This is a genomic window from Kitasatospora sp. NPDC002965, from assembly GCF_040611255.1.
GTDB lineage: Bacteria > Actinomycetota > Actinomycetes > Streptomycetales > Streptomycetaceae > Kitasatospora.
The window spans coordinates 20,663-43,692 of record NZ_JBEXNT010000062.1; the positions used below are offsets into that span (position 1 = coordinate 20,663).

General features: G+C 74.3%; 19 protein-coding genes. 5 read left to right on the forward strand and 14 right to left on the reverse strand.

Features of this window, described 5'->3' with window-relative positions; genetic code table 11:
* The first annotated feature begins 171 nt into the window (after nucleotides 1-171).
* Nucleotides 172-957, forward strand: coding sequence for an SLATT domain-containing protein (locus ABZY91_RS23190; protein WP_329884855.1), 786 nt, complete (start codon nucleotides 172-174; stop codon nucleotides 955-957).
* 103 nt (nucleotides 958-1,060) lie between these two features.
* Here the strand turns inward: ABZY91_RS23190 and ABZY91_RS23195 are convergent, their stop codons facing one another.
* From ABZY91_RS23195 to ABZY91_RS23205, 3 genes are all read right to left on the reverse strand, one after another.
* On the reverse strand, nucleotides 1,061-1,708 hold the full coding sequence (locus tag ABZY91_RS23195) for a hypothetical protein (protein ID WP_329884854.1): 648 nt from the start codon (nucleotides 1,706-1,708) through the stop codon (nucleotides 1,061-1,063).
* A gap of 121 nt (nucleotides 1,709-1,829) precedes the next feature.
* Nucleotides 1,830-3,002 carry a GntR family transcriptional regulator gene (locus tag ABZY91_RS23200; protein ID WP_355404955.1) on the reverse strand — a complete coding sequence of 391 codons (1,173 nt, stop codon included), beginning with the start codon at nucleotides 3,000-3,002 and terminating at the stop codon, nucleotides 1,830-1,832.
* A gap of 157 nt (nucleotides 3,003-3,159) precedes the next feature.
* Nucleotides 3,160-3,957 carry a carbon-nitrogen family hydrolase gene (locus ABZY91_RS23205; RefSeq protein ID WP_355404957.1) on the reverse strand — a complete coding sequence of 266 codons (798 nt, stop codon included), beginning with the start codon at nucleotides 3,955-3,957 and terminating at the stop codon, nucleotides 3,160-3,162.
* A 174-nt stretch (nucleotides 3,958-4,131) separates the two neighbouring features.
* On the opposite strand from ABZY91_RS23205, the gene ABZY91_RS23210 reads away from it, so the two are divergent.
* Nucleotides 4,132-4,953 carry a maleylpyruvate isomerase family mycothiol-dependent enzyme gene (locus tag ABZY91_RS23210; RefSeq protein ID WP_329884851.1) on the forward strand — a complete coding sequence of 274 codons (822 nt, stop codon included), beginning with the start codon at nucleotides 4,132-4,134 and terminating at the stop codon, nucleotides 4,951-4,953.
* Nucleotides 4,954-5,019: 66 nt separating this feature from the next.
* Here ABZY91_RS23210 and ABZY91_RS23215 read toward each other — a convergent pair whose 3' ends face one another.
* From ABZY91_RS23215 to ABZY91_RS23225, 3 genes are all read right to left on the reverse strand, one after another.
* Nucleotides 5,020-6,375 (reverse strand): MFS transporter, encoded by a 1,356-nt coding sequence (locus ABZY91_RS23215; RefSeq protein ID WP_355404959.1) that lies wholly within the window; start codon nucleotides 6,373-6,375, stop codon nucleotides 5,020-5,022.
* A gap of 143 nt (nucleotides 6,376-6,518) precedes the next feature.
* Entirely contained in the window at nucleotides 6,519-7,751 is a 1,233-nt protein-coding gene (locus ABZY91_RS23220) for a M64 family metallopeptidase (RefSeq protein WP_329884849.1), read from the reverse strand.
* Between the two features lie 184 nt (nucleotides 7,752-7,935).
* Nucleotides 7,936-9,171 carry a benzoate/H(+) symporter BenE family transporter gene (locus ABZY91_RS23225; protein WP_355404961.1) on the reverse strand — a complete coding sequence of 412 codons (1,236 nt, stop codon included), beginning with the start codon at nucleotides 9,169-9,171 and terminating at the stop codon, nucleotides 7,936-7,938.
* Between the two features lie 222 nt (nucleotides 9,172-9,393).
* On the opposite strand from ABZY91_RS23225, the gene ABZY91_RS23230 reads away from it, so the two are divergent.
* Entirely contained in the window at nucleotides 9,394-10,368 is a 975-nt protein-coding gene (locus tag ABZY91_RS23230) for a hypothetical protein (RefSeq protein ID WP_355404963.1), read from the forward strand.
* Between the two features lie 91 nt (nucleotides 10,369-10,459).
* Here the strand turns inward: ABZY91_RS23230 and ABZY91_RS23235 are convergent, their stop codons facing one another.
* From ABZY91_RS23235 to pdhA, 3 genes are read right to left on the reverse strand one after another with little or no spacing between them, the layout of a single operon-like run.
* Nucleotides 10,460-11,935: a dihydrolipoamide acetyltransferase family protein gene (locus ABZY91_RS23235; RefSeq protein WP_355404965.1), complete on the reverse strand. Its 1,476-nt coding sequence runs from the start codon at nucleotides 11,933-11,935 to the stop codon at nucleotides 10,460-10,462.
* Nucleotides 11,936-11,948: 13 nt separating this feature from the next.
* Nucleotides 11,949-12,926, reverse strand: a complete 978-nt coding sequence (locus tag ABZY91_RS23240; protein WP_329885006.1) for an alpha-ketoacid dehydrogenase subunit beta — start codon at nucleotides 12,924-12,926, stop codon at nucleotides 11,949-11,951.
* Nucleotides 12,923-14,083: a pyruvate dehydrogenase (acetyl-transferring) E1 component subunit alpha gene (gene pdhA, locus ABZY91_RS23245; protein WP_329884845.1), complete on the reverse strand. Its 1,161-nt coding sequence runs from the start codon at nucleotides 14,081-14,083 to the stop codon at nucleotides 12,923-12,925. Before pdhA ends, ABZY91_RS23240 begins: the two co-directional genes overlap by 4 nt.
* 372 nt (nucleotides 14,084-14,455) lie before the next feature.
* Here pdhA and ABZY91_RS23250 point away from each other — a divergent pair, with 372 nt between their 5' ends.
* A complete protein-coding gene (locus ABZY91_RS23250) occupies nucleotides 14,456-15,115 on the forward strand; it encodes a response regulator transcription factor (protein WP_329884844.1) in 660 nt (219 codons plus the stop codon).
* A 65-nt stretch (nucleotides 15,116-15,180) separates the two neighbouring features.
* Entirely contained in the window at nucleotides 15,181-16,269 is a 1,089-nt protein-coding gene (locus tag ABZY91_RS23255; protein ID WP_329884843.1) for a phosphotransferase, read from the forward strand.
* A gap of 9 nt (nucleotides 16,270-16,278) precedes the next feature.
* Here the strand turns inward: ABZY91_RS23255 and ABZY91_RS23260 are convergent, their stop codons facing one another.
* From ABZY91_RS23260 to ABZY91_RS23280, 5 genes are all read right to left on the reverse strand, one after another.
* On the reverse strand, nucleotides 16,279-18,081 hold the full coding sequence (locus ABZY91_RS23260; RefSeq protein ID WP_329884842.1) for a protein kinase: 1,803 nt from the start codon (nucleotides 18,079-18,081) through the stop codon (nucleotides 16,279-16,281).
* Between the two features lie 111 nt (nucleotides 18,082-18,192).
* A complete protein-coding gene (locus tag ABZY91_RS23265; RefSeq protein ID WP_355404968.1) occupies nucleotides 18,193-19,608 on the reverse strand; it encodes a protein kinase in 1,416 nt (471 codons plus the stop codon).
* Nucleotides 19,609-19,910: 302 nt separating this feature from the next.
* The gene (locus tag ABZY91_RS23270) at nucleotides 19,911-20,471 is read right to left on the reverse strand and encodes a bacterial proteasome activator family protein (RefSeq protein ID WP_329885005.1); all 561 of its coding nucleotides are present in this window, start codon (nucleotides 20,469-20,471) and stop codon (nucleotides 19,911-19,913) included.
* A 308-nt stretch (nucleotides 20,472-20,779) separates the two neighbouring features.
* On the reverse strand, nucleotides 20,780-21,874 hold the full coding sequence (locus ABZY91_RS23275; protein WP_355404970.1) for a hypothetical protein: 1,095 nt from the start codon (nucleotides 21,872-21,874) through the stop codon (nucleotides 20,780-20,782).
* Between the two features lie 152 nt (nucleotides 21,875-22,026).
* Entirely contained in the window at nucleotides 22,027-23,004 is a 978-nt protein-coding gene (locus tag ABZY91_RS23280; RefSeq protein WP_329884839.1) for an NAD(P)H-quinone oxidoreductase, read from the reverse strand.
* Between the last annotated feature and the right edge of the window lie 26 nt (nucleotides 23,005-23,030).

Below are 23,030 nucleotides of genomic sequence, written 5' to 3' on the forward strand. Positions count from 1 at the left end.
TGGACCACTACCGGCCGCAGCCGGTACCGCCGCCCCGGGGCATCCGCGTCCGCCCCGGACCCGGCACGTGTCCGACGGTTCGACCGGTGTTTCACGGGCCGTCAGGCCGATGTCACGTCAGTCGGCGCACAGTCAGACCCAGCAGTCCGCCCGCCACAGGGAGCCCCACAGGTGAGCCAGCCGGAAATGCAGCCCGAGGAGAGTGCCTGGGGCAAGGAGATCGGCGAGGAGGACCCGCCGGCCGCGACCGTCGCGCGCCCTGCCTCCACCCGCCGCCGGTCCGATCTGAGCACCCGCCAGTTCCCCCTCGGGGACTGGGGCGAGCCCGCCGAGCGGCTGGAGGAGCTCTACCGCTGGTCGGAGGAGCGCGCCGTCGAGGCGATCGAGTGGTACCGGCGGGACCGGGTCTGGAAGCGCCGCTGGGCCCGGCTTCTGCGGTTCGGCACGGCCGGCTTCGCGATCGGCGGGGTGACCGCCCCGCTGGTCGACCTGACCGGGGCGGTGGCGAACGGCACCAGCTGGGGCTACGTCGGGCTGGCCCTCGCCGCCGCCTGCCACGGCGTGGACCGGGTGTTCGGCCTCACCTCCGGCTGGATGCGGGACGTCTCCACCGGGCAGGCGCTGCAACGCCGTCTGGAGGCCTTCCAGTTCGACTGGGCGTCGGAGTGCGTGCGGGAGGTGCTCGGTCCCACGGAGGGCACCGCGGGCGAGGCCGCCGAGCGGTGCCTCGGGGTGCTGCGGCGGTTCTGCGAGGACATCTCGGACATGGTCCGCACCGAGACCTCGGAGTGGATGCTGGAGTTCCGCGCCGGGATGACCCAGCTGCCCACCCAGGCCCCCGGGAGCTGGGGCGGTCGCACCGAGCCGGGCATCGGCGCCCAGGTGCGGGTGCTGCCGCCGCCGGGCACCCGGCCGACCATGCCGCGCCAGCGGCCGCCGGAGGGGCCGCTGCGCTAGCGGAGGCCGTACGGGCGGTTCCCGGGCGCCGCGCCGTGCGGCGCGTGAGCCCTGGGCGGCGTGAGGCGTGGGCAGCGCGGGCGGCGGGTGCCGAGCCGCCCCGTCAGGCGAAGACGATCATCGAGCCCTGGTGCAGGCTGCGGGTCGCCGCCGCGTACAGGCCCGCCCAGGCGTGCCGCTCCCGGGCGAACGGGTGCAGGTCGTCCAGCGGCGGGCCGAACGGCTGCTCCAGCCCGGTCGGGCCGAGCGGCCGGGTCGGGGCCGGCGGGTCGAACGGGTCGATGCCCAGCGCCGGGGCGACGGCCTGCAGCTCGCGCAGCAGCCCGTGGCTGGAGCCGAGCGGGCCGCCCGAGGCGAGCAGGGCCTCGTCCACCAGCGGAACGGCGAACTCGATCGGCACGTACGCGCCGGCGTGGTCGAAGTGCCAGACCAGGTGCGACTGCTCGGCGCTGCTCTCGAACATCTCCAGCAACTGCTCGTAGTCGCCGCCGAGCTCGTCGACCGGCGTGATGTCCAGACCGGTCAGTCCCAGCAGGTAGGCCCGGCGCAGGAAGTGCAGCGAGTCGTAGTCGAAGGCGGCTATCGGCTCGACCGCCCCGCTGAGACCCGGTACGTAGTGGTACACCGGCACCTCGGGCAGGCCGTACGAGGCCAGCACCTGGTTGTAGAGCGCGAGGTCGTCCCGGAAGGGATTGTCGGGGCTGTGGCTCAGCACGTCCACCAGCGGGACGAGCCAGAGGTCGCAGGCCATGGGACGGCTCTTCCTCTCCGGGCATCGGGGGCCGGCCGCGCGGGGCGGCGGACGGCGAACGGGCGGGTCGGCGCCCGGGGCAGTCGGTCCGAGGACCGGCCGGGGCGGACGACCGCCCACCCTACCGGCCCGGCGCGCGATGCGGATCGGGCCGCCCCTCCGGCAGTTGGCCGGGCTGCGGTTCGGGCAGCCGGCGGCCGAACCGCCCGTACGGGACGGAGCGGGGCTGCGGCACCAGACCGAGGCCCAGGCCCAGTTCACGGCCCAGTTCACGGCCCAGCTCGTGCTCCCGGCCGCGGGCGCCGGCCGGCCGGACCGGCCCGGGGTCCCGGCCCGCCCCGCCCGGTCCGAGTTCGGCGTCGGCGCGCGCCGCCCCGCCCGGGACGGCCCCGCCCGGGACCGCCGCGCCGTCGGACGGGCCCTCCACCGGCGCGGCGATCCCCGGAGCGTCCGGCACACCCGCTCCGGCACCGCCCGGCGGGGCGTCCCCGGCGGCCGTCGGGCCCGGGCCGGTGCCCGGCCGGGCGGTACCGCCCGGCGGGACGGCCGCCCGCTCCGGCACCGGCCGACCGGCCAGCAGCGCCAGCACCCCCACCGACTCCACCGACTGCCCGGACAGCTCGGCCAGCAGCCGGACGGTGAAGAGGTTGTACTCGCAGACGATCCGGTGGACGCCCGCGAGGTCCCGGGCCTCGATCGCGTCCACCAGCTCGACGTGGCTGTCCCAGCAGACCCCGGACAGCTCGGGCATCGCCCGCAGGTGCGGCGCGGCGAACATCCAGGACTGCACCCGCAGCCAGTCCAGGTAGTCGGCGATCCGGCGGTTGCCGAGCAGCCCGGCGACCTCCTGCCAGAACCGGCGGTCGCACCCCACCATCACGTCGAGGTTCCCGGCGCGGGCCGCCCGCACCGCCGCGTCCGCACGGCGGCGCAACGAGGGCAGCCGGCTCTCGTCCGTCGGTCCGGGACGCGCGGCCAGCTGCCGGAAGTAGCTGTCGGTGATCAGCACCCGGGACTCGAAGATCTCCAGGAAGTCCTCCCAGCCGAACTCGGGCACCGTGAAGCCCCGGTGGTGCTCGGCCCGGAGCAGCCCCTGCGCGGACAGGTCGACCAGCGCCTCCCTGGCCGGGGTCGCCGAGACCCCGTACAGCTCGGCGATCTCCTTGACGGTGAAGTTGCGACCGGCCGCCAGGCGGCCGGCCATCATCTCCTCGCGCAGCGCGCCGGCGATCTGTTCGCGCAGGCTGTTCCGGTGGATCACGGGGCGGGTGTCGCCTGGGCCGGTGCCGAACATGCGCGCGACCTCCTCGGCGGGCTGGACGGCCTGACGGGGACAGACCGGCGGTAGAACGGCTGGTAACACGACGAAGGCTCATCTTCTCAATAAGGACACCGACGTGTACAAGCCCCCCATACGCCCCGGGCGCGCCCCGCGCGCTCCTCCGCCGCCGCTACCTCTGCACGGGCGCCGGAATGCCCAGCAGACGGTCCCGGTGCACCGGGAACTCGGCCCGCGCCCTGGCCACCTCCGCCGGATCGAACTCCACGGTCAGCACCTCCTCCCCGGACCCCGCCTCGGCCAGCACCCGGCCCCACGGGTCCACCACGATGCTGTGGCCCGCCTGCTCCACCCCGCCGTGCGTGCCCGCCGTGTTGCAGGCCAGGACGTACGCCTGCTCCTCCACCGCGCGGGCCCGGTTCAGCAGCGTCCAGTGCTCCCGCCGCCGCTCCGGCCACGCCGCCGGAATCACCAGCAGCTGCGCACCCGCGTCCAGCAGGGCCCGGAACAGCTCCGGGAACCGCAGGTCGTAGCAGGTCGCCAGGCCCAGCGTGCCGACATCCGTCGTGGCCGTGACGATCTCCTGGCCGGCGCCCATCGCCACCGCCTCCCCGCTGTCGAAACCGAAGCGGTGGATCTTGCGGTAGGTGTGCACCAGCTCGCCGTCCGGGGCGAAGAGCAGCGAGGTGTTGTAGATCGGCCCGTCCGGATCGCGCTCGACGATCGAACCGGCGTGCAGCCAGACACCGGCCGCCTTCGCGGCCGCCGCCATCGCGTCCGAGGTCGGCCCGTCCAGGGCCTCCGCGCCGTCCGACCAGAGGTCGTGGGCGAAACCGCCGAGCGGCCACAGCTCCGGCAGGACGACCAGATCGGCCCCCTGTTGCGCCCGGACCAGCGCGGCCGCGCGGGCCCGCCGCTCGGCGGGCGGCTCGGCGTCGGATACCCCGAGTTGGATCAATGAAGCGCGCACAGTACCACCGTCCACGGCAAGAGTCCTACGATCGTCACCCGAAAGCGCTGCCCTGCTATCACCCGGCAGCGTAACGTGCGGTTAGCGTGTGTGCCCGGAAGCCGGACCTTTCCCGGCCGACCCCGAACCCGGGGCACGCGTGGCAAGGCAGCTGACGGAGGGCCGGAGATTCCCGTGACGGACAACCAGACCGTGCAGGCTTACACCGAGGCGTGGACGCAGGCCATCGAGGCGATATCCGAGCTGGTGACGCCACTGCCGGAGAACTCCTGGAACCGGGCCACCGAATGCCCCGGCTGGTCCGTCCGGGACGTCGTCTCGCACGTCATCGCCGTCGAGTCCGAACTGCTCGGTGACCCCCGCCCGATCCACTCGCTGCCCCGCGACCTCCGCCACGTCGCCAGCGACTACGCCCGCTACATCGAGCTGCCGGTCGACAAGCGCCGCTGCCACACCGCGCTGGAGATGACCAGCGAGCTGGAGTACACGATCATCCGCCGCTCCCGCGCGCTGCGGAACGCCAAGCAGACCCCCACCGAACCGGTCCGCCGGCCGGGCGGCCCGCACGGCCGCGACGTGCCGTACCACGAGCTGCTGCGCCTGCGGGCCTTCGACGTGTGGGTGCACCAGCAGGACCTCCGCCGCGCCCTCGGGCTGCCCGGCGACCTCGACTCCCCGGCCGCGCTGATCGCCCGCGACGTCCTGCTGGAGGCGCTGCCGAAGGCGGTCGCCCACCAGGCCGGCGCCCCGGCCGGCACCGCCCTGGTCGTCGACGTCACCGGACGCGTCGAGTTCCTGCGCACCGTCCGGGTCGACTCCGCCGGCCGCGGCACCGTCGACGAGTCCATCAGCCTCGCGCCCGACGTGCAGCTCACCCTCGACTGGGAGACCTACGTCCGCCTCGCCTGCGGCCGGGGCCGCCCCGGCCCGGTCGCCGTCGAGGGCGACAAGGAGCTCGCCGACCGCGTCCTCACCAACTTCGCCGTCACCCCGTAGCCCTCCGTGCGGCCCGGTAGGCGTCAGAAATTCTGAGGGCTACGAGGTTTCCGCAGGTGAGAGACCCTACGGCGTCGCCGGTGCCAGCTTCCGGCGGAGCCGGAGGATCATCAGCGTGCCCACCGCGAGGGGGACGTACTGCCAGCAGAACGCCCAGCGGAAGGCGGTCGCGGAGTAGGTGTCGGCGCCGGCGGGGCTGAGGGTGTCGAGCAGGACGCCGATGCCGAGGAGCGTGATCATCGTGCCGATGAAGCCGCCCATGTTGACGATGCCGGAGGCCGTCCCGAGGCGTTCGACGGGGTTGCGGGCGCGGGCGTAGTCGAGGCCGACCAGGGAGGCCGGGCCGTTGCTGCCCATCACCAGGATGACCGCGACCAGCAGCCAGAGCGGCGGGTGGCCGCCGGGCCAGGCCAGGACGGCGGCCCAGAGCGCGGCGGTGGCGCCGATGGCGGTGAACACGATCGGCATCCGGGCGCGGGCGGTGCGGGAGAGCAGCCGGCCGAAGAGGAAGCCGAAGCTCATGTTGGCGAGCACCAGCAGGGTGAGCAGCCCGCCGGCCTCGGTGCGGGACATGCCCTGCGCCTCGACCAGGTAGGGCAGGCCCCAGAGCAGGCCGAAGGCGTTGCCGGGGAACTGGGTGGTGAAGTGCACCCAGAGCCCGAGCCGGGTGCCCGGCTCCCGCCAGGCCTCCCGCACCTGCCCCCCGACGCCGGGCCGGGACCCGGACAGCCCGCCGGGCCCGGCGGGCCCGACAGCTACGGTGCCCGGCGCCTCCCGGAGGAACAGCGCGACCAGGGCGAACACCCCGATGCCGAGCAGGGCGATGGCGGTGAAGGTGGGCGTCCAGCCCTCGCTGTGCAGGGCCTGGGCGAGGACCACGGTGGTGACGAGGTTGCCGCCCATCCCGGCGAGGCCGGTCAGCTGCGCGACGAACGGGTTCCTGGCCGCCGGGAACCAGCGGGCGGCGATCCGCAGCACGCTGATGAAGGTCATGGCGTCGCCGCAGCCCAGCACCGCCCGGGAGGCGAGCGCGGGGGCGAACGCGTCGGAGAAGGCGAAGGCGAGCTGCCCGGTGCTGAGCAGCAGGATGCCGAGCAGCAGGACCCGGCGCGGTCCGAACCGGTCGACCAGCAGCCCGACGGGTATCTGCATGGCCGCGTAGACCAGGACCTGGAGGATCGAGAACGTGGAGAGCGCGGAGGCGCCGATGCCGAAGCGGTCGGCGGCGTCGAGTCCGGCCACGCCGAGGCTGGTGCGGTGGATGACGGCGAGGACGTAGACGCTGACGCCGATGGACCAGGCCAGCCAGGCGGCCCGCCCGCCCGGCGGGTGGGCCACGACCGGGGGCGCGGACACCGCGGCGGTGGCACCGGGAGCGACGGCCGGCAGGGGGCGGGCTGGACGGGCTGGCTCCACGGTCATAGTGCGCCCAGCGTAGTCATCCCATCATTGGACGCCCAGACCGGGGTGACCGAGGACGGACACCGGCCGTCCCGATCCGGCCACTCCCGGTCCTGCCCGCCCTGCCCCTGCCCCTCGCCCCCTTTCCGCCCGTCCCGCGCCCCCTACCCCACCACCGTCCAGGAGACCGACCGCGTCATGTACCGGTCCCGGAAGGCCTCGTCGCGGACCCAGTCGGTGGTGTCCCGGACCGTGGCGGTGACGGTGGCGCTGTGCCCGGGCGCGAGCCCCAGCAGCGCGGTGTCGAGCCAGCTGCGGTCCGCCGCCTGCGGCTCCACCGGGACGCCGTCCACCGTCCAGTCGACCCGCAGCTGCCGGGCGCCGGCCAGCGGCAGCGGCCGGGCCTCCAGCCGGGGCCGGCCGGTGACCTCACCGGGGGGCGGGACCGGGGTGTCGGTCGGCCGGACCCGCCGGTAGATCTCCTCGATGATCGCCTCCCGCGACGGCAGGTTGTACGCGCCGCCGAGGGTTCGCATCACCGAGTCCGGGGTGGGCCGGTAGACGCCGTTGGCGCTGCGGTACGCCCCGATCGTCCCGGCGCCGTCCGGGGACTCCGCGCCGAGCCAGCGCCACCACTTGACCTGCTTGCGGCGCATCTCGTCGGCGTTCTCGACGGCGAGGTTGGGGTAGTCGGCGTCGTCCGGCGCGCTGTCGTACTCGTCGCCGAGGTCGCCGACGGTGTGCCCTATCTCGTGCTGGATGATCCGGCCCGCGTCCGGGCTGCCGCCGGCCAGGGTGGTCACCCCGGTCCCGCCGGCACCGCCGTACTCCCCGGAGTTGGCGAGGGCGATCAGGTACTGCGGGCCGTCGCCCCGGCCGGCGAAGCGGGCCGTCTCGTCCTCGTCGGCGCAGAGCAGCCGGGCGGTGCCCTCGCACCAGAAGTGCATGCCGAGCGGGGTGGCCGCCTGGCGTCCGCGACTCTCGGTCTCGGCGATGCCCGAGACCGGGGACACCACCTCGACACGCCTTATGTTGAAGAACCCCTGGTAGCTGCGGAACGGCTCGATCTCCATCAGGGCGTGCCAGGCCCGGTCCGCCTGCTCGCGGAACAGCTCCTGCTCGGCCTCGGTGTACCCGTCGCCGAGCAGGACGAGGGTGATCCGGTTGGCCGGGTCGCCGGTCCGCCGTATGTCGACGGTCGGCGCGGTGCCGGCGACGCGCACGTCGGCCCGGAGCGCGGCGTGCGGCGGCACCGCCCGGTCGGCGGGGGCGCCGGGACCGATCACCCCGAACGGTGACGGGCCGGCCAGTTCGAGCGCGGCCGGGAGTACGGCGGTGGACACCAGCACGAGCGCGGCCAGACTCCGGACGAGCCGGCCAGGGTTGCCAGGCGGCATACGGGTGCGTCCTCGACGTTCCGGTCACCCGGTGTCGCCCGGGTGGTGGACGCGAAGACGTACCCGGCCCGGTGTGTCGGCCTCACCGGTCGGCGGAAATGTCACCGACCTGGCCGAACGACAGGCACCTCACCAGTCATACCTATGAGTCCTGTCAGGTGGATGATCACCCTGGGCCGTGACCTCAGCGGCCCCGGTCCCGCCGGGCCTCCAGCACCAGGTGGGTGACGAGGCCGAACAGCAGGCCCCAGAAGGCCGCGCCGATGCCGAACAGGCTCATCCCGGAGGCGGTCGCCAGGAAGGTCACCACCGCCGCGTCCCGGCCGCGCTCCTCGGCGACCGCCGCGGCCAGGCTGCCCTGCAGCGAGGCCAGCAGCGCCACCCCGGCGATCACCGCGATCAGTTCCTTCGGCAGTCCGGTGAACAGGCTCACCAGGACCCCTCCGAAACTGCCCACCACCAGGTAGAGCAGGCCCGCCGACATCCCGGCCACATAACGACGGCGCGGGTCGGGGTGGCTCTCCGGGCCGGCGCAGATGGCGGCGGTGATCGCGGCCAGGTTGACGCCGGGCGAGCCGAACGGCGCCAGCAGGACGGAGACCCCGCCCGTCGCTCCGATCAGCAGCCGGTCGTCCGGCCGGTAGCCGAAGGCCCGCATCACGCCGAGGCCGGGCGCGTTCTGCGAGGCCAGCGCGACGATCGTGAGGGGCAGCGCCAGACCCACCATGGCCGGCCCGGTGAACGCGGGCACGGTGAACACCGGCCGGGTCGGCCCGCCGGATCCGAGGTCCAGCGGCAGACCGACGGTGACGGCCGCCAGCACCCCGCCGACCAGCAACGCGGCCGGCACGGCGTACCGGGGGGCCGTCCGCCTGGCGAGCAGGAAGGCCGCGAAGCTGCCGAGCACCAGGACGGGCGCCCCCTTCACCGCGCCGAAGATCCCGGCGCCGAAGGAGAAGAGGATGCCCGCCAGCATCGCGTTGACGATCCCGGCCGGGACGGCGGCGATCAGCCGGCCGAACAGCCCGGTGACCCCGAACAGCGCCACCACCACCCCGCTCACCAGGAAGGCGCCGATCGCCTCCCGGTAGGGGTAGTCGCCGAGGCTGGTCACCAGCAGGGCGGCGCCGGGGGTGGACCAGGCGGTGATCACCGGCGTCCTGGTCCACCAGCTGAGCAGCAGGCAGGTCAGCCCGCTGCCGACCGCGACCGCCCAGATCCAGGAGGCGGTCTGCGCCTGGTCCAGCCGCCCGGCGGCGGCCGCCGCGAGCACCACGACCAGCGGACCGGAGAACGACACCACGATGCACACCAGTCCGGCCAGCAGCGCCGGGACGGAGGCGTCCCGCCGCAGCGAGCGGCGTTCCTCGGGGTGGTCGGTAGGACCCTCGGCCGCACGGGTTATCAGCTCCTCTGCCATCCCGGCAGTATCGCGGAGCAGCCCCCTCCGCGGGCGGTTCGAGGATTCCCGGAAAAACTTCCGAACCCACCTGCAACCCCCGGCGGGGACGGACGTCTATACGGATGAAGGCACGGAGAGCGAGACCGGCGAGGGCCGGGGGGCGCTACCGCTCGCGAGCAGCGGACGCCGGTCACCTTCACCTCACACACCCGCACCACCATGACCCTGGGGAGACACGTCATGAGCAAGTCCGTTATGCCCGCATTCGCGAAGAACATCCGCCCGCTCTCCGGCCGCCGCCTCGCCACCGTCGCCGCCACCGCCGTCCTCGTCGGCTCCGTCCAGCTCATGACCGCCGACACCTCCTGGGCCTGCGGGGACGACCGGATCGGCGGCCCGCACCCGGCCACCGGCACCGAGCACCACGCCCCCGGAACCCTGGTCTCCCCGGACGCCGCCCTCACCTCCGCCAAGTCCTCGGTCGTCGCGGACGGCGGCTGGAACGAGGTCTCCCTGAAGGTCACCAACAGGACCGGCACCGAGGCCCACGGGATGGAGCCCCAGTTCGCCATCTACACGCCGGGTGAGCGCGCGGCGGTGCGTTCGAAGGATGTCCGGATCCAGTTCCTGGACTACACCGGCGCGTGGAAGAACGTCCCGGCGACCGAAGGCTGCTACCGCATCATCGACGCCGGCGACGCCCAGCGCCAGAGGATGTCCGACAACACGTCGGTCACCTTCAAGTTCCGCTTCTCCCTCGCCCCGACCACCCCCGAGGACGTCACCACGATCAACCTGCTGGCCTCGGTCGGCCGCGCCGGCGCGGGCGCCCCGGGTGCGACCGACCTGAAGGCGGTCAAGGTGACGCGGCCCCAGGGCACGGGCGCCGCCCAGCCCACCGCGAAGCCCTCCGCCACGACCAAGCCCGCCGCCCCGAAGCCCGCCGCCAAGCCGACCGGCACCGCCAAGCCCGCTCCCGCCGAGCCGGTCGCCGCGCAGACTCCGGCCGCCTCCCCCGGCACCGCGGCCACCGAGGCCCCCGCGGCCACGCCCACCGCCGCACCGGCCACCACCGCGCCCGCCGGTACCCCGGAGCTCGCCCAGACCGGCGCCGGCACCCCGAACGGCCTCCTCGCCGCCCTCGCCGGCACCCTCGCCACCGCCGGCGCAGCCGTCCTGGTCGCCGTGCGCCGCCTGCGCGGCGCCCGCCACTGAACCAGGGCGGTAGCGGCCGACGCACGGGGTAGACGAAGGGCCCTGCCTCCGCACGGCGGTGCGGAGGCAGGGCCCTTTCGGCAGCCGGGGCTCAGCCCCAGGTGATCAGACGCTTCGGGTACTCCAGGATGCCCGCCACGTCGGCCAGCACCCGCGAGCCCAGCTCCCCGTCCACCAGGCGGTGGTCGAAGGAGAGCGCCAGTGTGGTCACCTGTCGCGGGACCACCTTGCCCTTGTGCACCCACGGCAGGTCCCGGACCGCGCCGAAGGCCAGGATCGCGGCCTCGCCCGGGTTGAGGATCGGGGTGCCGGTGTCGACGCCGAAGACGCCGACGTTGGTGATGGTGACCGTGCCGCCCTGCATGTCGTTCGGCGAGGTCTTGCCCTGGCGGGCGGTGTCGATCAGCTCCCCGAGCGACACCGCCAGGCCCCCGAGGGTCTTGCCGCCCGCGTCCTTGATGTTGGGGACGATCAGGCCGCGCGGGGTGGCCGCGGCGATGCCGAGGTTCACCTGACCCTTGATGACGATCTCCTGGGCCGCCTCGTCCCACTGGGCGTTGATCTCCGGGTGGCGCTTGATCGCGGTGAGCAGCGCCTTGGCGACCAGCAGCAGCGGGCTGACCCGGACGTCCCGGCCCAGCTCGCCGCTCTCCTTGAGCCGGCGGACGAACTTCATCGTGCGGGTGACGTCGACCTGGACGAACTCGGTGACGTGCGGGGCGGTGAAGGCCGAGGCCACCATCGCCTGCGCGATCGCCTTGCGGACGCCCTTGATCGGCACCCGGACGTCGCCCGCGGCCGGAACGGCCACCTGGGCGGCGACCGCCGGCTCGGCGGCCGGGGCCGGGGCCTCGACCGCGGCGGGCACCGGAGCGGTGGACGCTGCCGCGTGGGCGTGCAGGTCCTCGCGGGTGACGACGCCGTCGGGGCCGGTCGGGGTGACGGCCCGCAGGTCGATCCCGAGGTCCTTGGCGAGCTTGCGCACCGGCGGCTTGGCCAGCGGGCGGTCACCGGTGACGGCGGCGGGCGCCACCGCCGGTGCGGGCACCGCCGCGGGAGCGGGAGCCACGACGGGGGCCGGGGCCACGACCGGGGCCGGAACCGGAGCCACGACCGGGGCCGGGGCCACCGGGGCCGAGGTGGAGGCGGTCGCCACCACGGTCGTGCGGCGGGCCCGGCGCTGGGCGACACCGGTCCGCGGGCCGTAGCCGACCAGCACCTCGCGCCGCTCGGGCTCGACCTCGGCGGCCGGGGCCGGGGCCGGCGGAGCCGCCGGGGCCGCGACGGCGGGGGCGGGAGCCCCTGCCTCGCCGGCCACCGCGACCGAGATGATCACGGCGCCGACGTCGACCGTCGCGCCCTCCGGGAAGAACAGCTGCTCGACGACCCCGTTGAACGGGATCGGCAGCTCCACGGCGGCCTTGGCGGTCTCCACCTCGCAGACGATCTGGCCGTCCGTCACGGTGTCACCGGGCTTGACGTGCCAGCTGAGGATCTCGGCCTCGGTGAGGCCCTCGCCCACGTCGGGCATCTTGAACTCGCGGAGCGAGCGAACTTCGGTGGTCATCTTCGCTCCCCGCTCAGTAGGCGAACGCGCGGTCGACGGCGTCGAGCACGCGGTCCAGGTCGGGCAGGAACGCCTCCTCGACCCGGGACGGCGGATAGGGCGCGTGGTAGCCGCCGACCCGCAGGATCGGCGCCTCCAGGTGGTAGAAGCAGCGCTCGGTGAGGCGGGCGGCCAGCTCGGCGCCCATGCCCAGAAAGACCGGCGCCTCGTGCACCACGATGCCGCGGCCGGTGCGCTTGACCGACTCCTCCAGGGCGGCGAAGTCCACCGGGGAGAGCGAACGCAGGTCGACGACCTCCAGCCGGCGGCCGTCCTCCTCGGCGGCCGCGGCGGCCTCCAGGCAGACCTTGACCATCGGGCCGTAGGCGATCAGCGTGGCGTCGGTGCCGGGGCGGACGATCCGGGCGTCGTGCAGCCCCAGGTCGGCGGCGTCGCCGATCTCGCCCTTGTCCCAGTAGCGGCGCTTGGGCTCCAGGAAGATCACCGGGTCGTCCGACTCGATGGCCTGGCGCAGCATCCAGTGCGCGTCGTGCGCGTTGGAGGGGGCGACCACGCGCAGACCGGCGGTGTGCGCGAAGTAGGCCTCGTGCGACTCGCTGTGGTGCTCGACCGCGCCGATGCCGCCCGCGAACGGGATGCGGACGGTGACCGGCATCTTCACGTGACCGAGCGCGCGGGCGTGCATCTTCGCCAGCTGGGAGACGATCTGGTCGAAGGCCGGGTAGACGAAGCCGTCGAACTGGATCTCCACCACCGGGCGGTAGCCGCGCAGGGCCAGGCCGATCGCGGTGCCGACGATGCCGGACTCGGCGAGCGGCGTGTCGATCACCCGGTCCTCGCCGAAGTCCTTCTGCAGGCCGTCGGTGATCCGGAAGACGCCACCGAGCTTGCCGATGTCCTCGCCCATCAGGACGGTCTTCGGGTCGTTCTCCAGCGACTTCCGCAGCGCGTCGTTGAGCGCCTTGGCGATGCTGAGCTGACCGGCCATCAGAGGTTCTCCCCCGCCTCGAAGGAGGCCGCGTACTCGACGTACCCGGCCCGTTCCTCATCGACCAGCGTGTGCGGCTCGGCGTAGACGTGGTCGAAGATCAGGGTCGGGTCCGGGTCCGGCATGCCGCGCACGCCCTCGCGCACCCGCAGCCCCAGCTGCTCGCTCTCGGCGTCGATCGAGGCGAAGAACTCCTCGTCGGCCAGGCCCTCCTTCTCCAGGAGGACCTTGAGCCGGCTGATCGGGTCCTTGGCCTTCCAGGCCTCGGTCTCCTCGGCGAGCCGGTAGCGGGTGGGGTCGTCGGAGGTGGTGTGCGCACCCATCCGGTAGGTGAAGGCCTCGATCAGGACGGGGCCGTTGCCGCTGCGCGCGTGCTCCAGCGCCCAGCGGGTGACGGCCAGGCACGCCAGCACGTCGTTGCCGTCGACCCGGACGCCCGGGAAGCCGAAGCCGGAGGCGCGGCGGTACAGCGGGATCTTGGTCTGGGTGGTGGTGGGCTCGGAGATCGCCCACTGGTTGTTCTGGCAGAAGAACACCACGGGCGCGTTGTAGACCGAGGCGAAGGTGAAGGCCTCGTTGACGTCGCCCTGGCTGGAGGCACCGTCGCCGAAGTACGCGATGACCGCGTCGTCGGAGCCGTCCTTGGTGATGCCCATCGCGTAGCCGGTGGCGTGCAGGGTCTGCGCGCCGATCACGATGGTGTAGAGGTGGAAGTTCTTCTCGTTCGGGTCCCAGCCGCCGTGGTTCACGCCGCGGAACATGCCGAGCAGGTTCAGCGGGTCCACGTCACGGCACCAGGCGACACCGTGCTCGCGGTAGGTCGGGAAGGCGTAGTCGCCGGGGCGCAGCGCGCGCCCGGAGCCGACCTGGGCGGCCTCCTGGCCGAGCAGCGAGGCCCAGAGGCCCAGCTCCCCCTGTCGCTGCAGGGAGGTCGCCTCGGCGTCGAACCGGCGCACCAGCACCAGGTCACGGTAGAGGGCGCGAAGCTCGTCGGGCTCCACCGTGAGCGGGTAGTCCGGGTGCTCGACCCGCTCGCCTTCCGGGGTGAGCAGTTGCACGAGCTCCGGCTGGGCGTCCGTACCCGTGGCGCGGAGGGTGTCAGGGACGCCGGGGGCCGCCTTCTTGCGGGCCCTCGCCGTGCTTTTGACGGTCACGTTCACTCCTCGGTCTGTCCGGCCGCCCGGGGTCGCCGGTGACCGGTCCGGTCACCGCCTCGCGGGGCGCGCGTGGGTGTGCGCACCTACTGCGGGGCAGGTGGTGATCCTCTTCCGACGTCGCCCTCACGAGAACGTTACCCAGCGTCCGCCCCGGGCGCGTCTGCGCTAGGACGTCCTAGTTGTTGGATGCCGACAACTACGGGTGTGGCGCAGCTCTCAATTCGGTCGCCATCAGGACACCTGCGCACGTTATCCGGGCGGGAGCTCCCGCGTAAGGGGGTTACCGGCATCGCTTTCTCCCGCTCTGGCCGGATCGCGCCCCCGCCCTGGTGCGGGCGATAGGTCTTTCGTAGGGTGATATGGGAGGCTTTGCGCGTGACTGATATTGGACAAATCAGGGTATTCCTGCTCGACGACCACGAAGTGGTCCGGCGGGGAGTCCACGAACTCCTCTCGGTCGAGGACGACATCGAGGTGGTCGGCGAGGCCGGCACCGCCGCCGAGGCGCTCACCAGGATCCCGGCCGTCCACCCCGACGTCGCGGTGCTCGACGTCCGCCTGCCGGACGGCAACGGCGTCGAGGTCTGCCGGGAGATCCGCTCCCGGCTGCCGGAGATCAAGTGCCTGATGCTGACCTCCTTCTCCGACGACGAGGCGCTGTTCGACTCGATCATGGCGGGTGCCTCCGGTTACGTGCTGAAGGCGATCCGCGGCACCGACCTGATCACCGCCGTGCGGGACGTCGCCGCCGGGAAGTCGCTGCTCGACCCGGTGGCCACCAGCCGGGTGCTCGCCCGGCTGCGCGACGGCGGCGAGAAGGAGGACGAACGACTGTCCCAGCTCACCAAGCAGGAGCGCCGCATCCTCGACCTGATCGGCGAAGGGATGACCAATCGTCAGATCGGGAACGAGTTGCACCTCGCCGAAAAGACGGTGAAGAACTACGTCTCCAGTCTGCTCGCCAAGATGGGGATGGAGCGACGGACCCAGGCGGCCGCCTTCGTGGCACGGCACCAGGCGGACCACCAGCACTGACTCGCGAGCTGCACACATCTGACGCCCTGTCAAGGGCCCCCGCCGGGGGGCCCTAACCTCTGGCTGTGACTTTCAGCCAGACCCTTGCCTGTGCACCAGCCCGTCCCGACCTCACGGCCCCCCCGATAGGAACGCTCAGCCCGCCCGTCCCGCACGCCGCCCTCGCCGAGATCCTCCGCCGCTACCGGGTGGGCCGCCTGCTCACCGCCGAACCCGTCGCCGAAGGCCTGCTGAACCGGGGCTACCGCGTCACCACCGAAGCCGGCACCTACTTCCTGAAGTGCTACGTCGACGCCGCGACCGCCGGGCGCGAGGCCGTCGCCGGCCACCACCGCGCGATGGCCGCGCTCTCCGCCCTGGGGCTGCCCGTCGCTCCCCCGCTCGCCCTCGCCGAACGGACCGGCACCGTCGCCGCCTTCGGCGGCCGGCTGTTCGCCCTCTTCCCCTGGGTGGACGGCCGGCACCGGCACGGTACGGACCTCTCCCTGCCGCAGTGCGACGACCTCGGCACGCTGCTCGGCCGACTGCACGGCGCCCTCGACGACGTCTGCGCCCCCGTCGCCCAGCCCTCCGGCTACCGGAGCGCCGACGCGCGCGACAGCTCCGTACTCGCCCGTGAACTGCGCTCGCACGCCCGCGAGCACCGCCCGTTCGACGACCTGGACGCCCTGGTCGAACGGCGTCTCTCCGAGCGGCTGGAGCTGCTCGCCGACCACGCGCACCGGCGTCCCGCCCCGCAGACCGCCCCGCCCACCGGCTGGACCCACGGCGACTTCCACGGGCTCAACCTGCTGCACGACGGCAGCCGGATCTCGGCAGTCCTGGACTGGGACAAGCTCGGGCCCCAGCCGCGCGCCGAGGAGGCCGTGCGCGCGGCCACCCTGGTCTTCAACGACCGGGCCACGGGGGTGCTGGACCTCGTCCGCGTCCGGCACTACTCGCAGTCGTACCGGGCCACCGGGGCCGCCACCGCCGAACACCTGGCCGCCGCCGTGCACCGGGTCTGGTGGGAGCGGCTGAACGACTTCTGGATGCTCCAGTGGCGCTACCAGCGGGCCGACCACCGGGCCGACCCGCTCTACCCCGCCTCGGCGGGCCAGTTGGCGTGGTGGTGCCAGGAGTACGAGCAGGTCCTGGACGCCTTCGCCAACTGACCCCTCGGGTCAGCCCGCGGTCGCCGGCGGGGAGACCGGCGGCTTCGGCGAGGTGTTGCCCCCGGGCGGTGCCGTCGTCGCCGGCGGCGGCTGGGTCGCCGTCGACGTCGCCGGCGGCGCGGTCGTCGCACCGCCGCCCGCGGTGGTCGGGGCGGTGGTGGGCGGCGCGGTCGGCGTCCCGGTCGCCGGCGGAGCCGTCGTCGCGGGCTTGCTGCCGGTCGTGCTCGGGGTCGACGACATGGTGTGCTTGCCGCCCGAGGTGGCAGGCGGCTGGCTCTGGTTGCCGCCGTTGCCGCCGTTCCCGTTGCCGGTGTCGGTCGGCTGCTGCGGGCGCCGGGTGTTCTGGGTGGTCGGGGCCGTGGTCACGGCACCGCCCGTGGTGGGCGTGGTGGCCTCCGGCGCCGTCGACACCACACCGGGCGGCGGGGTGGTCGGCTGGATCTTCCCGCCGGAGCCTTCGTCGTTGCCACTGAGCGCCAGGGCGATCCCGGCGCCGGACGCGACGATCACCGCCACGATGCCGGCCACCCAGCGCCACGGCCCGCGGCCCCCCCGGTCGCGTCCGTGGCCGCCGCCGCCGGAGCCGTCGCCGCCGTCACCGCCGCCGTACGGTCCGCCGGCCGCCGGGTAGGGCGAGGACGGGGTGTGCGGGCCGCCCGGCACCTGGTACGGCAGCATCGCCGTCGGGTCCCCCGGGACGCCGGCCCCGAGCACCGCGGTCTCGTCCGCGCCGGGCATCGGCATGCCGCCGTAGCCCTGACCGGCCGCGGCCAGGCCGGAGGCCGCGGAACCGGCCGCCCAGGCACCCGTGCCGCCCTGCAGTTCGCGCAACGCGTGTTCGAGGTGGGCGCGGAACTCGTCGGCGTCCTGGAAGCGGTCGTCCGGGTTCTTCGCGAGCGAGCGCAGCACCAGCGGGTCGAGCGCCGCCGGTACGCGCGGGTTGGCCTGCGAGGGCGGCACCGGCATGTCCTGGACGTGCTGGTAGACCACCGAGAGCGGCGTGTCGCCGGTGAACGGCGGGCGCAGGGTCAGCAGCTCGTAGAGCATGCAGCCGGCCGCGTACAGGTCGGAGCGGTGGTCGACCGGCTTGCCGAGCGCCTGCTCGGGCGAGAGGTACTGCGGGGTGCCCATGACCATGCCGGTCTGGGTCATGGTGGAGGCGGTCCCGGTCAGCGCGCGGGCGATGCCGAAGTCCATCACCTTGACCGCGCCGGTGGTCGTGATGATGACGTTGGCCGGCTTGATGTCCCGGTGCACGATGCCGTGCCGGTGGCTGTAGGCGAGCGCCTCCAGCACCCCGGCGATGATCAGCAGCGCCTGGTCGACCGGCGGCTCCGACTCGTCCACCAGCAGCTCGCGGACGGTCCGGCCCTCGACCAGCTCCATCACGATGTACGGCGTCGACTCCTCGCCGACGTACTCCTCGCCGGTGTCGTACACCGCGACGATCGCGTGGTGGTTGAGCGCCGCGACGGCGTGCGCCTCCCGGGTGAAGCGGAGCCGGGCGATCTCGTCCTGGGCCAGCTCGCCGCGGAGCAGCTTGACCGCGACGGTCCGGCCGAGCCGGACGTCCTGGGCGGCGAGCACCTCGGCCATGCCGCCCCGGCCGAGCCGGTGGGTCAGCCGGTAACGGCCGTCGCCGACCGTGCCCAGCGGGGCGGCGGTGCCACGGCCCGGCGTCTGCGGGCCGCCGAACGGCGGGAGCGCGGTGGTTGCGGCGTCGCTACCGGTTCCGGGCGTCCTCGGGGCACCACCGGCCGAACCGGTCGCCCAGGCGCCCTCGTCGTCGTCCGGCTGCTGCGTCTGTGCCATCGCTCCTCGCCCCGGGCCTTCGCTCGGATCGCGGTGCCCTGTCGCCTCGTTTGCCCGAACGCTACCGCCTCCGGCCTGCCCCCGTGGCACGCCCGATCCGGACGGAATGCGTCAGAGCAGGCCATTCCGGTCGGCCGGACCGTCCAGGTGGAGCACGGTGGCCGTCCGCTCCGAGACCCGCGAGGTCGACCCGCCGGCGGTCTCGTTCTTGGCTCGGTTGACCACGATCGCAATGATGATGACGGCCAGCACGATCACGCCGACGATGATGCCGACGATCACCAGGGCCGTGGAGCAGCCACCGCTGTTCGACGCGGGGGCCGGCTGGAACGGCGCCGGCATCGGCTGCGGCGGCGGGGTGTGCGCCTGCGGGAAGTGCGGCGGCGGCGTCTGGAACGCCGGCGGCGGGGTCTGGTAGGCCTGCGGCTGCGGCGGCGGGGTGTGCGCCTGCTGCGGGAAGTGCGGCGGCGGGGTCTGGAACGCCGGCGGCGGGGTCTGGTAGGCCGGCGGCCGGTGGAACGGCTGCGGCGTCTGCGGCGTCTGCGGGGCCTGCGGGACGGACGGGACCGGCGGGGCGGCGTGCACCGAACGCGGACCGTCGGTGATCACCAGCGGGGAGCTGGCCGCCAGGGGGCTGCCGCCGCCCTTGGCCACCGCGATCAGCCGCTCGGCCTCGTCCCGCATCGCCGCCGCGCTCGCGAACCGGTGCGCCGGGTCCTTCCGCAGCGCCGTGGCGACGAACTCGTCGACCGCCGGGTCGAGCGCCCGGTTGAGCGTGGACGGCGCCGGCGGCTCCTCCTGGACGTGCTTGTAGGCGATCGAGAAGGCCGAGTCGCCGTCGAAGACCAGCTGGCCGGTGATCATCTCGAAGAGCATCACGCCGACCGAGTACAGGTCGGAGCGCGCGTCCACCGGCTTGCCCAGCGCCTGCTCGGGCGAGAGGTACTGCGGCGTGCCGACCACCATGCCGGTCTGGGTCATCGAGGTGACCCCGCTCTCCAGCGCGCGGGCGATGCCGAAGTCCATGACCTTGACGACGCCCTTGCGGTCGAACATGACGTTGCCGGGCTTGATGTCACGGTGCACCAGGCCCTGGTCGTGCGAGGCCTCCAGCGCGTTCAGCACGCCGACGGTGACCCGCAGCGCCTCCTCGACGGGCATCGCGCCGTGCTGGGCGACCGCCTCGTTGATCGCGTCCCGCAGGCCCTTGCCGTCGACCAGCTGCATCACGATGTACGGCGTGGTGGAGCCGTCGGGGGCCACGTCCTCGCCGGTGTCGTAGACCCGGACGATGTTCTCGTGCTCCAGACGGGCCACGGCCTGCGCCTCACGGCGGAACCGCTCCTTGAACGACGCGTCCCGGCCGAGCTCGGCGTGCATGCTCTTCAGCGCCACCGGCCGCTTCAGGACGTTGTCGTACGCGAGGTGCACGGAGGCCATGCCGCCCTCGCCCAGCACCCGCTGCAGCACGTACCGGCCGTTGCCCAGGGAGTAGCCCTCGACCTCCGCGTTGCCGTGCTCGCTCATGGTCCTCTGCTCCCCCTCGTCGCGGCAGTGCCGCCGCGACCGTGACGTTCGGTCTCGTCCGTGCGTGTCCGGGCCCGGCCCGACGGCCTGCCCGACCCCTGTCGCGGCGCTCGCCCGGCCTGCGACAGGGGCCCAGGGTATCGGCTCGCGGCGCCGGTGATCGGCTCAGGGCCGACACTGTGTCCGGTCCGCGACCCGGTACCGGTCGGTAGTGCGTTCGACACCGGGTCGTCGTGGTACGCCCGATGCCGTGACGGCCGCCGCGGTGCGGCGGCGCGCCGTCCTGCGGTGTCCCGCCGGGCCTACAGGTACGGGCCGGAACGGATGCCGCGGCCCTCGCCCGGGTCGTCGCCCTCCGGCTCGCCGCCGTGCAGACCGGGCGGCAGTGCCCGCCGCATCTGCTCCAGCTGCGCCCGCGCCGCCATCTGCTGCGCGAACAGGGCGGTCTGGATGCCGTGGAACAGGCCCTCCAGCCACCCCACCAGCTGCGCCTGCGCGATCCGCAGCTCGGCCTCGGTCGGGATCGAGTCCTCGGTGAACGGCAGCGAGAGCCGCTCCAGCTCCGCGACCAGCTCGGGCGCCAGGCCGAGCTCCAGCTCCTTGATCGAACTGGCGTGGATGTCCTTCAGCCGGGCCCGGCTGGCCTCGTCGAGGGGAGCCGCCCGGACCTCCTCCAGCAGCTGCTTGATCATGCTGCCGATCCGCATCACCTTGGCCGGCTGCTCGACCATCTCGGTCACCGGCAGTTCACGCGGGCCGTCACCGTCGTCGTTCCCCGGCGAACCGGGGAACCCGTGGCCCACCGGCAGGCCGTCCGGTCCGACGATCAGCACCTTCTGGCCGTCCTGCGACTGCCCGCCCATGCCCTGGTAGAGCTCCTGCGACGAGCGCTCGTTCATCGGATTCGTCATGAATCACATTCTCCCTCACTGGGGTTGGTCGGGTGGAGGCCCCCGACCGCACCGCCCCGGACCGGCATCGGCCGCCGCACGCGTACCGCCGCCTGCCCGGACACGACGCTACGCCCCCCGGGCGGGCCGCCGGTATCCGTACGGATACTCAGTTCACCCGGGGCCGGGGCACGCCCGCCACCGCGGGTGCCGGCCGACCTCCCCGGCCCGGCCGCCGCGCTGTCGCCGCCCGGCCGCCGGTCCCGTCCGACGGCCGCCGCTCAGCTCCTGCGCAGCCGGAGGCCGATCAGCCCCAGGCCGCAGCCGATCAGGCCGAGGCCGGCGCCGAGCGGCAGCTGGAGGGTGGAGGCGTCGTGCCAGCGGGCGGGCAGCACGACCGGGGCCGCCACGGCCTGCGCGTCGGGCCGGCCGAGCGCCACCACCGCGCTCCCCGTGGTGTCGGCGGAGTCGGTCTGCCCCCCGGCACCGGCGGGGTCCGCCCCGGGGGCGGCGGTCGCGGAAGGCTGCTCCGGCGGCTGCTCGACGGAGTGCTCCCGGCCGCGCTCCGGCGCGGACCGCACACGTTCGGGCGCCGAGCCCGGGCGGTGCCGGAACCACTTCTGGTCCCGATCGGCCCGGAGCCCGCCGGCGCCGGGCCGGGGGTGAGCGCTCTGGACCCGCGGCGGCGTGACGGCGGTCGGGGTCGCCGCGGTGGCGACGGCGGTCGCCGAGACGGCCGGGACGGGAGACGTGACCGGCGGCGTGTCCGGCGCGGCCGGCGCGGCCGAGGGCTCCGGGGCGGGAACGGGCCCCGGCGCGGCCGGCCCCGTGGCGGCGGGTCGCGGGGTGGCCGGCTCCGAGGTCGCCGGCCCGGTGGCGGCGGGCCCGGAGACCGGGGACGGCGAGGCGGCGGGCCCGGTGGCGGCTCCACCGGACGGCCCGGACGGCCCGGACGGCCCCGCCGGGGCCGGGGAGGGCGAACCGGAACGCACCGCCCCGCCCGAGGGCAGCGCCGCGCCCGGCTCCGCCGACACGCCCGCCGCGGCAGGTTCGTCCGCCGCGGCAGGTTCGTCCGCCGCGGCAGGTTCGTCCGCCGCGGGGGGTTCGTCCGCCCCGGCGGTCCCGGACAGCGTGCCGGACCCGGTCGAGGGGGGCGGGGCGAGGGAGGCGGGCCGGACGGCGGCGCCGGGCCCGACCGGGGCGGCGACCGCCACCGGGACCGTCAGCGGCACCGCGAGACCGAGCACCGCCACCACCAGCAGGCGCCGCGAGCACCGCTCGGCGCGCCGGGCGAGGACACGCCCGGCGCGGCGGGAACGGCGGTGCGACAACGCTGCGGGCAGCGGCCCGAGGAACGCGTACGAAGGTGCGGCCACGATCGAGGTCCTTCCGCGACGGCCGACCGCGCAGGGCGGGTCGGCGGCGGGACAGCTCCCGAACAGCCTCACACAATCCGACATTCAGGGCATTTCGAACCACCCTGGGCCGTTCACCCCCCGGCTCCCGCCCGCCCTCGGACCCGGCCCCGTCAGGCCCGCAGCACCACCTTGCCGACCTGCTCGCCGGCCTCCAGTGCCCGGTGCGCGGCGGCCGCGTCGGCCAGCGGCACCACCCGGTCGATCACCGGCTTCACCACGCCCGACTCCACCAGCGGCCAGACGTGCTCGCGCACCGCCGCCACGATCGCCGCCTTCTCGGCGAGCGGCCGGCCGCGCAGGTTGGTGGCGATCACCGCGCCGCGCTTGCGCAGCAGGGTGTTCAGGTTGAGCTCGCCCTGCACGCCGCCCTGCAGCCCGATGATCACCAGCCGCCCGTTGACCGCCAGCGCGTCCACGTTCCGCTGCAGGTACCGGGCGCCCATGATGTCCAGGATCACGTCCGCCCCGGCCCCGTCGGTGGCCTCCCGCAGCACCTCGACGAAGTCCTGCTCCCGGTAGTCGATCAGGACGTCGGCGCCCAGCTCCGCGCACCGGGCGAGCTTCCCGGCGCTGCCCGCCGTCACCGCCACCCGGGCGCCGACCGCCTTGGCCAGCTGGATCGCCATCGTCCCGATGCCGCTGGCGCCGCCGTGCACCAGCACGGTCTCGCCCGGACGCAGGTTGGCGGTGAGGAACACGTTGGACCAGACGGTGCAGGCGACCTCCGGCAGCGCGGCGGCCTCCTCCGGGGTCAGCCCCTTCGGTACCGGCAGCAGCTGCCCGACCGGGACCGCCACCCGCTCCGCGTACCCGCCGCCGACCAGCAGCGCGCAGACCTCGTCGCCGACCGCCCAGCCGGCCACCCCGGGGCCCAGGGCGGTGATCCGGCCCGCGCACTCCAGACCGGGGTAGGGCGAGCTGCCGGGCGGCGGGTTGTAGAGGCCCTGCCGCTGGAGCAGGTCGGCGCGGTTGACGGCGGTCGCCGCCACCTCGACCAGGACCTCGCCCTCACCGGGCACCGGATCCGGCACCTCGGCCCAGACCAGCGCCTCGGGCCCACCGGGTTCAGGAATCGTCATCGCATGCATGATCCCGACGCTACTCCGCGGCACCC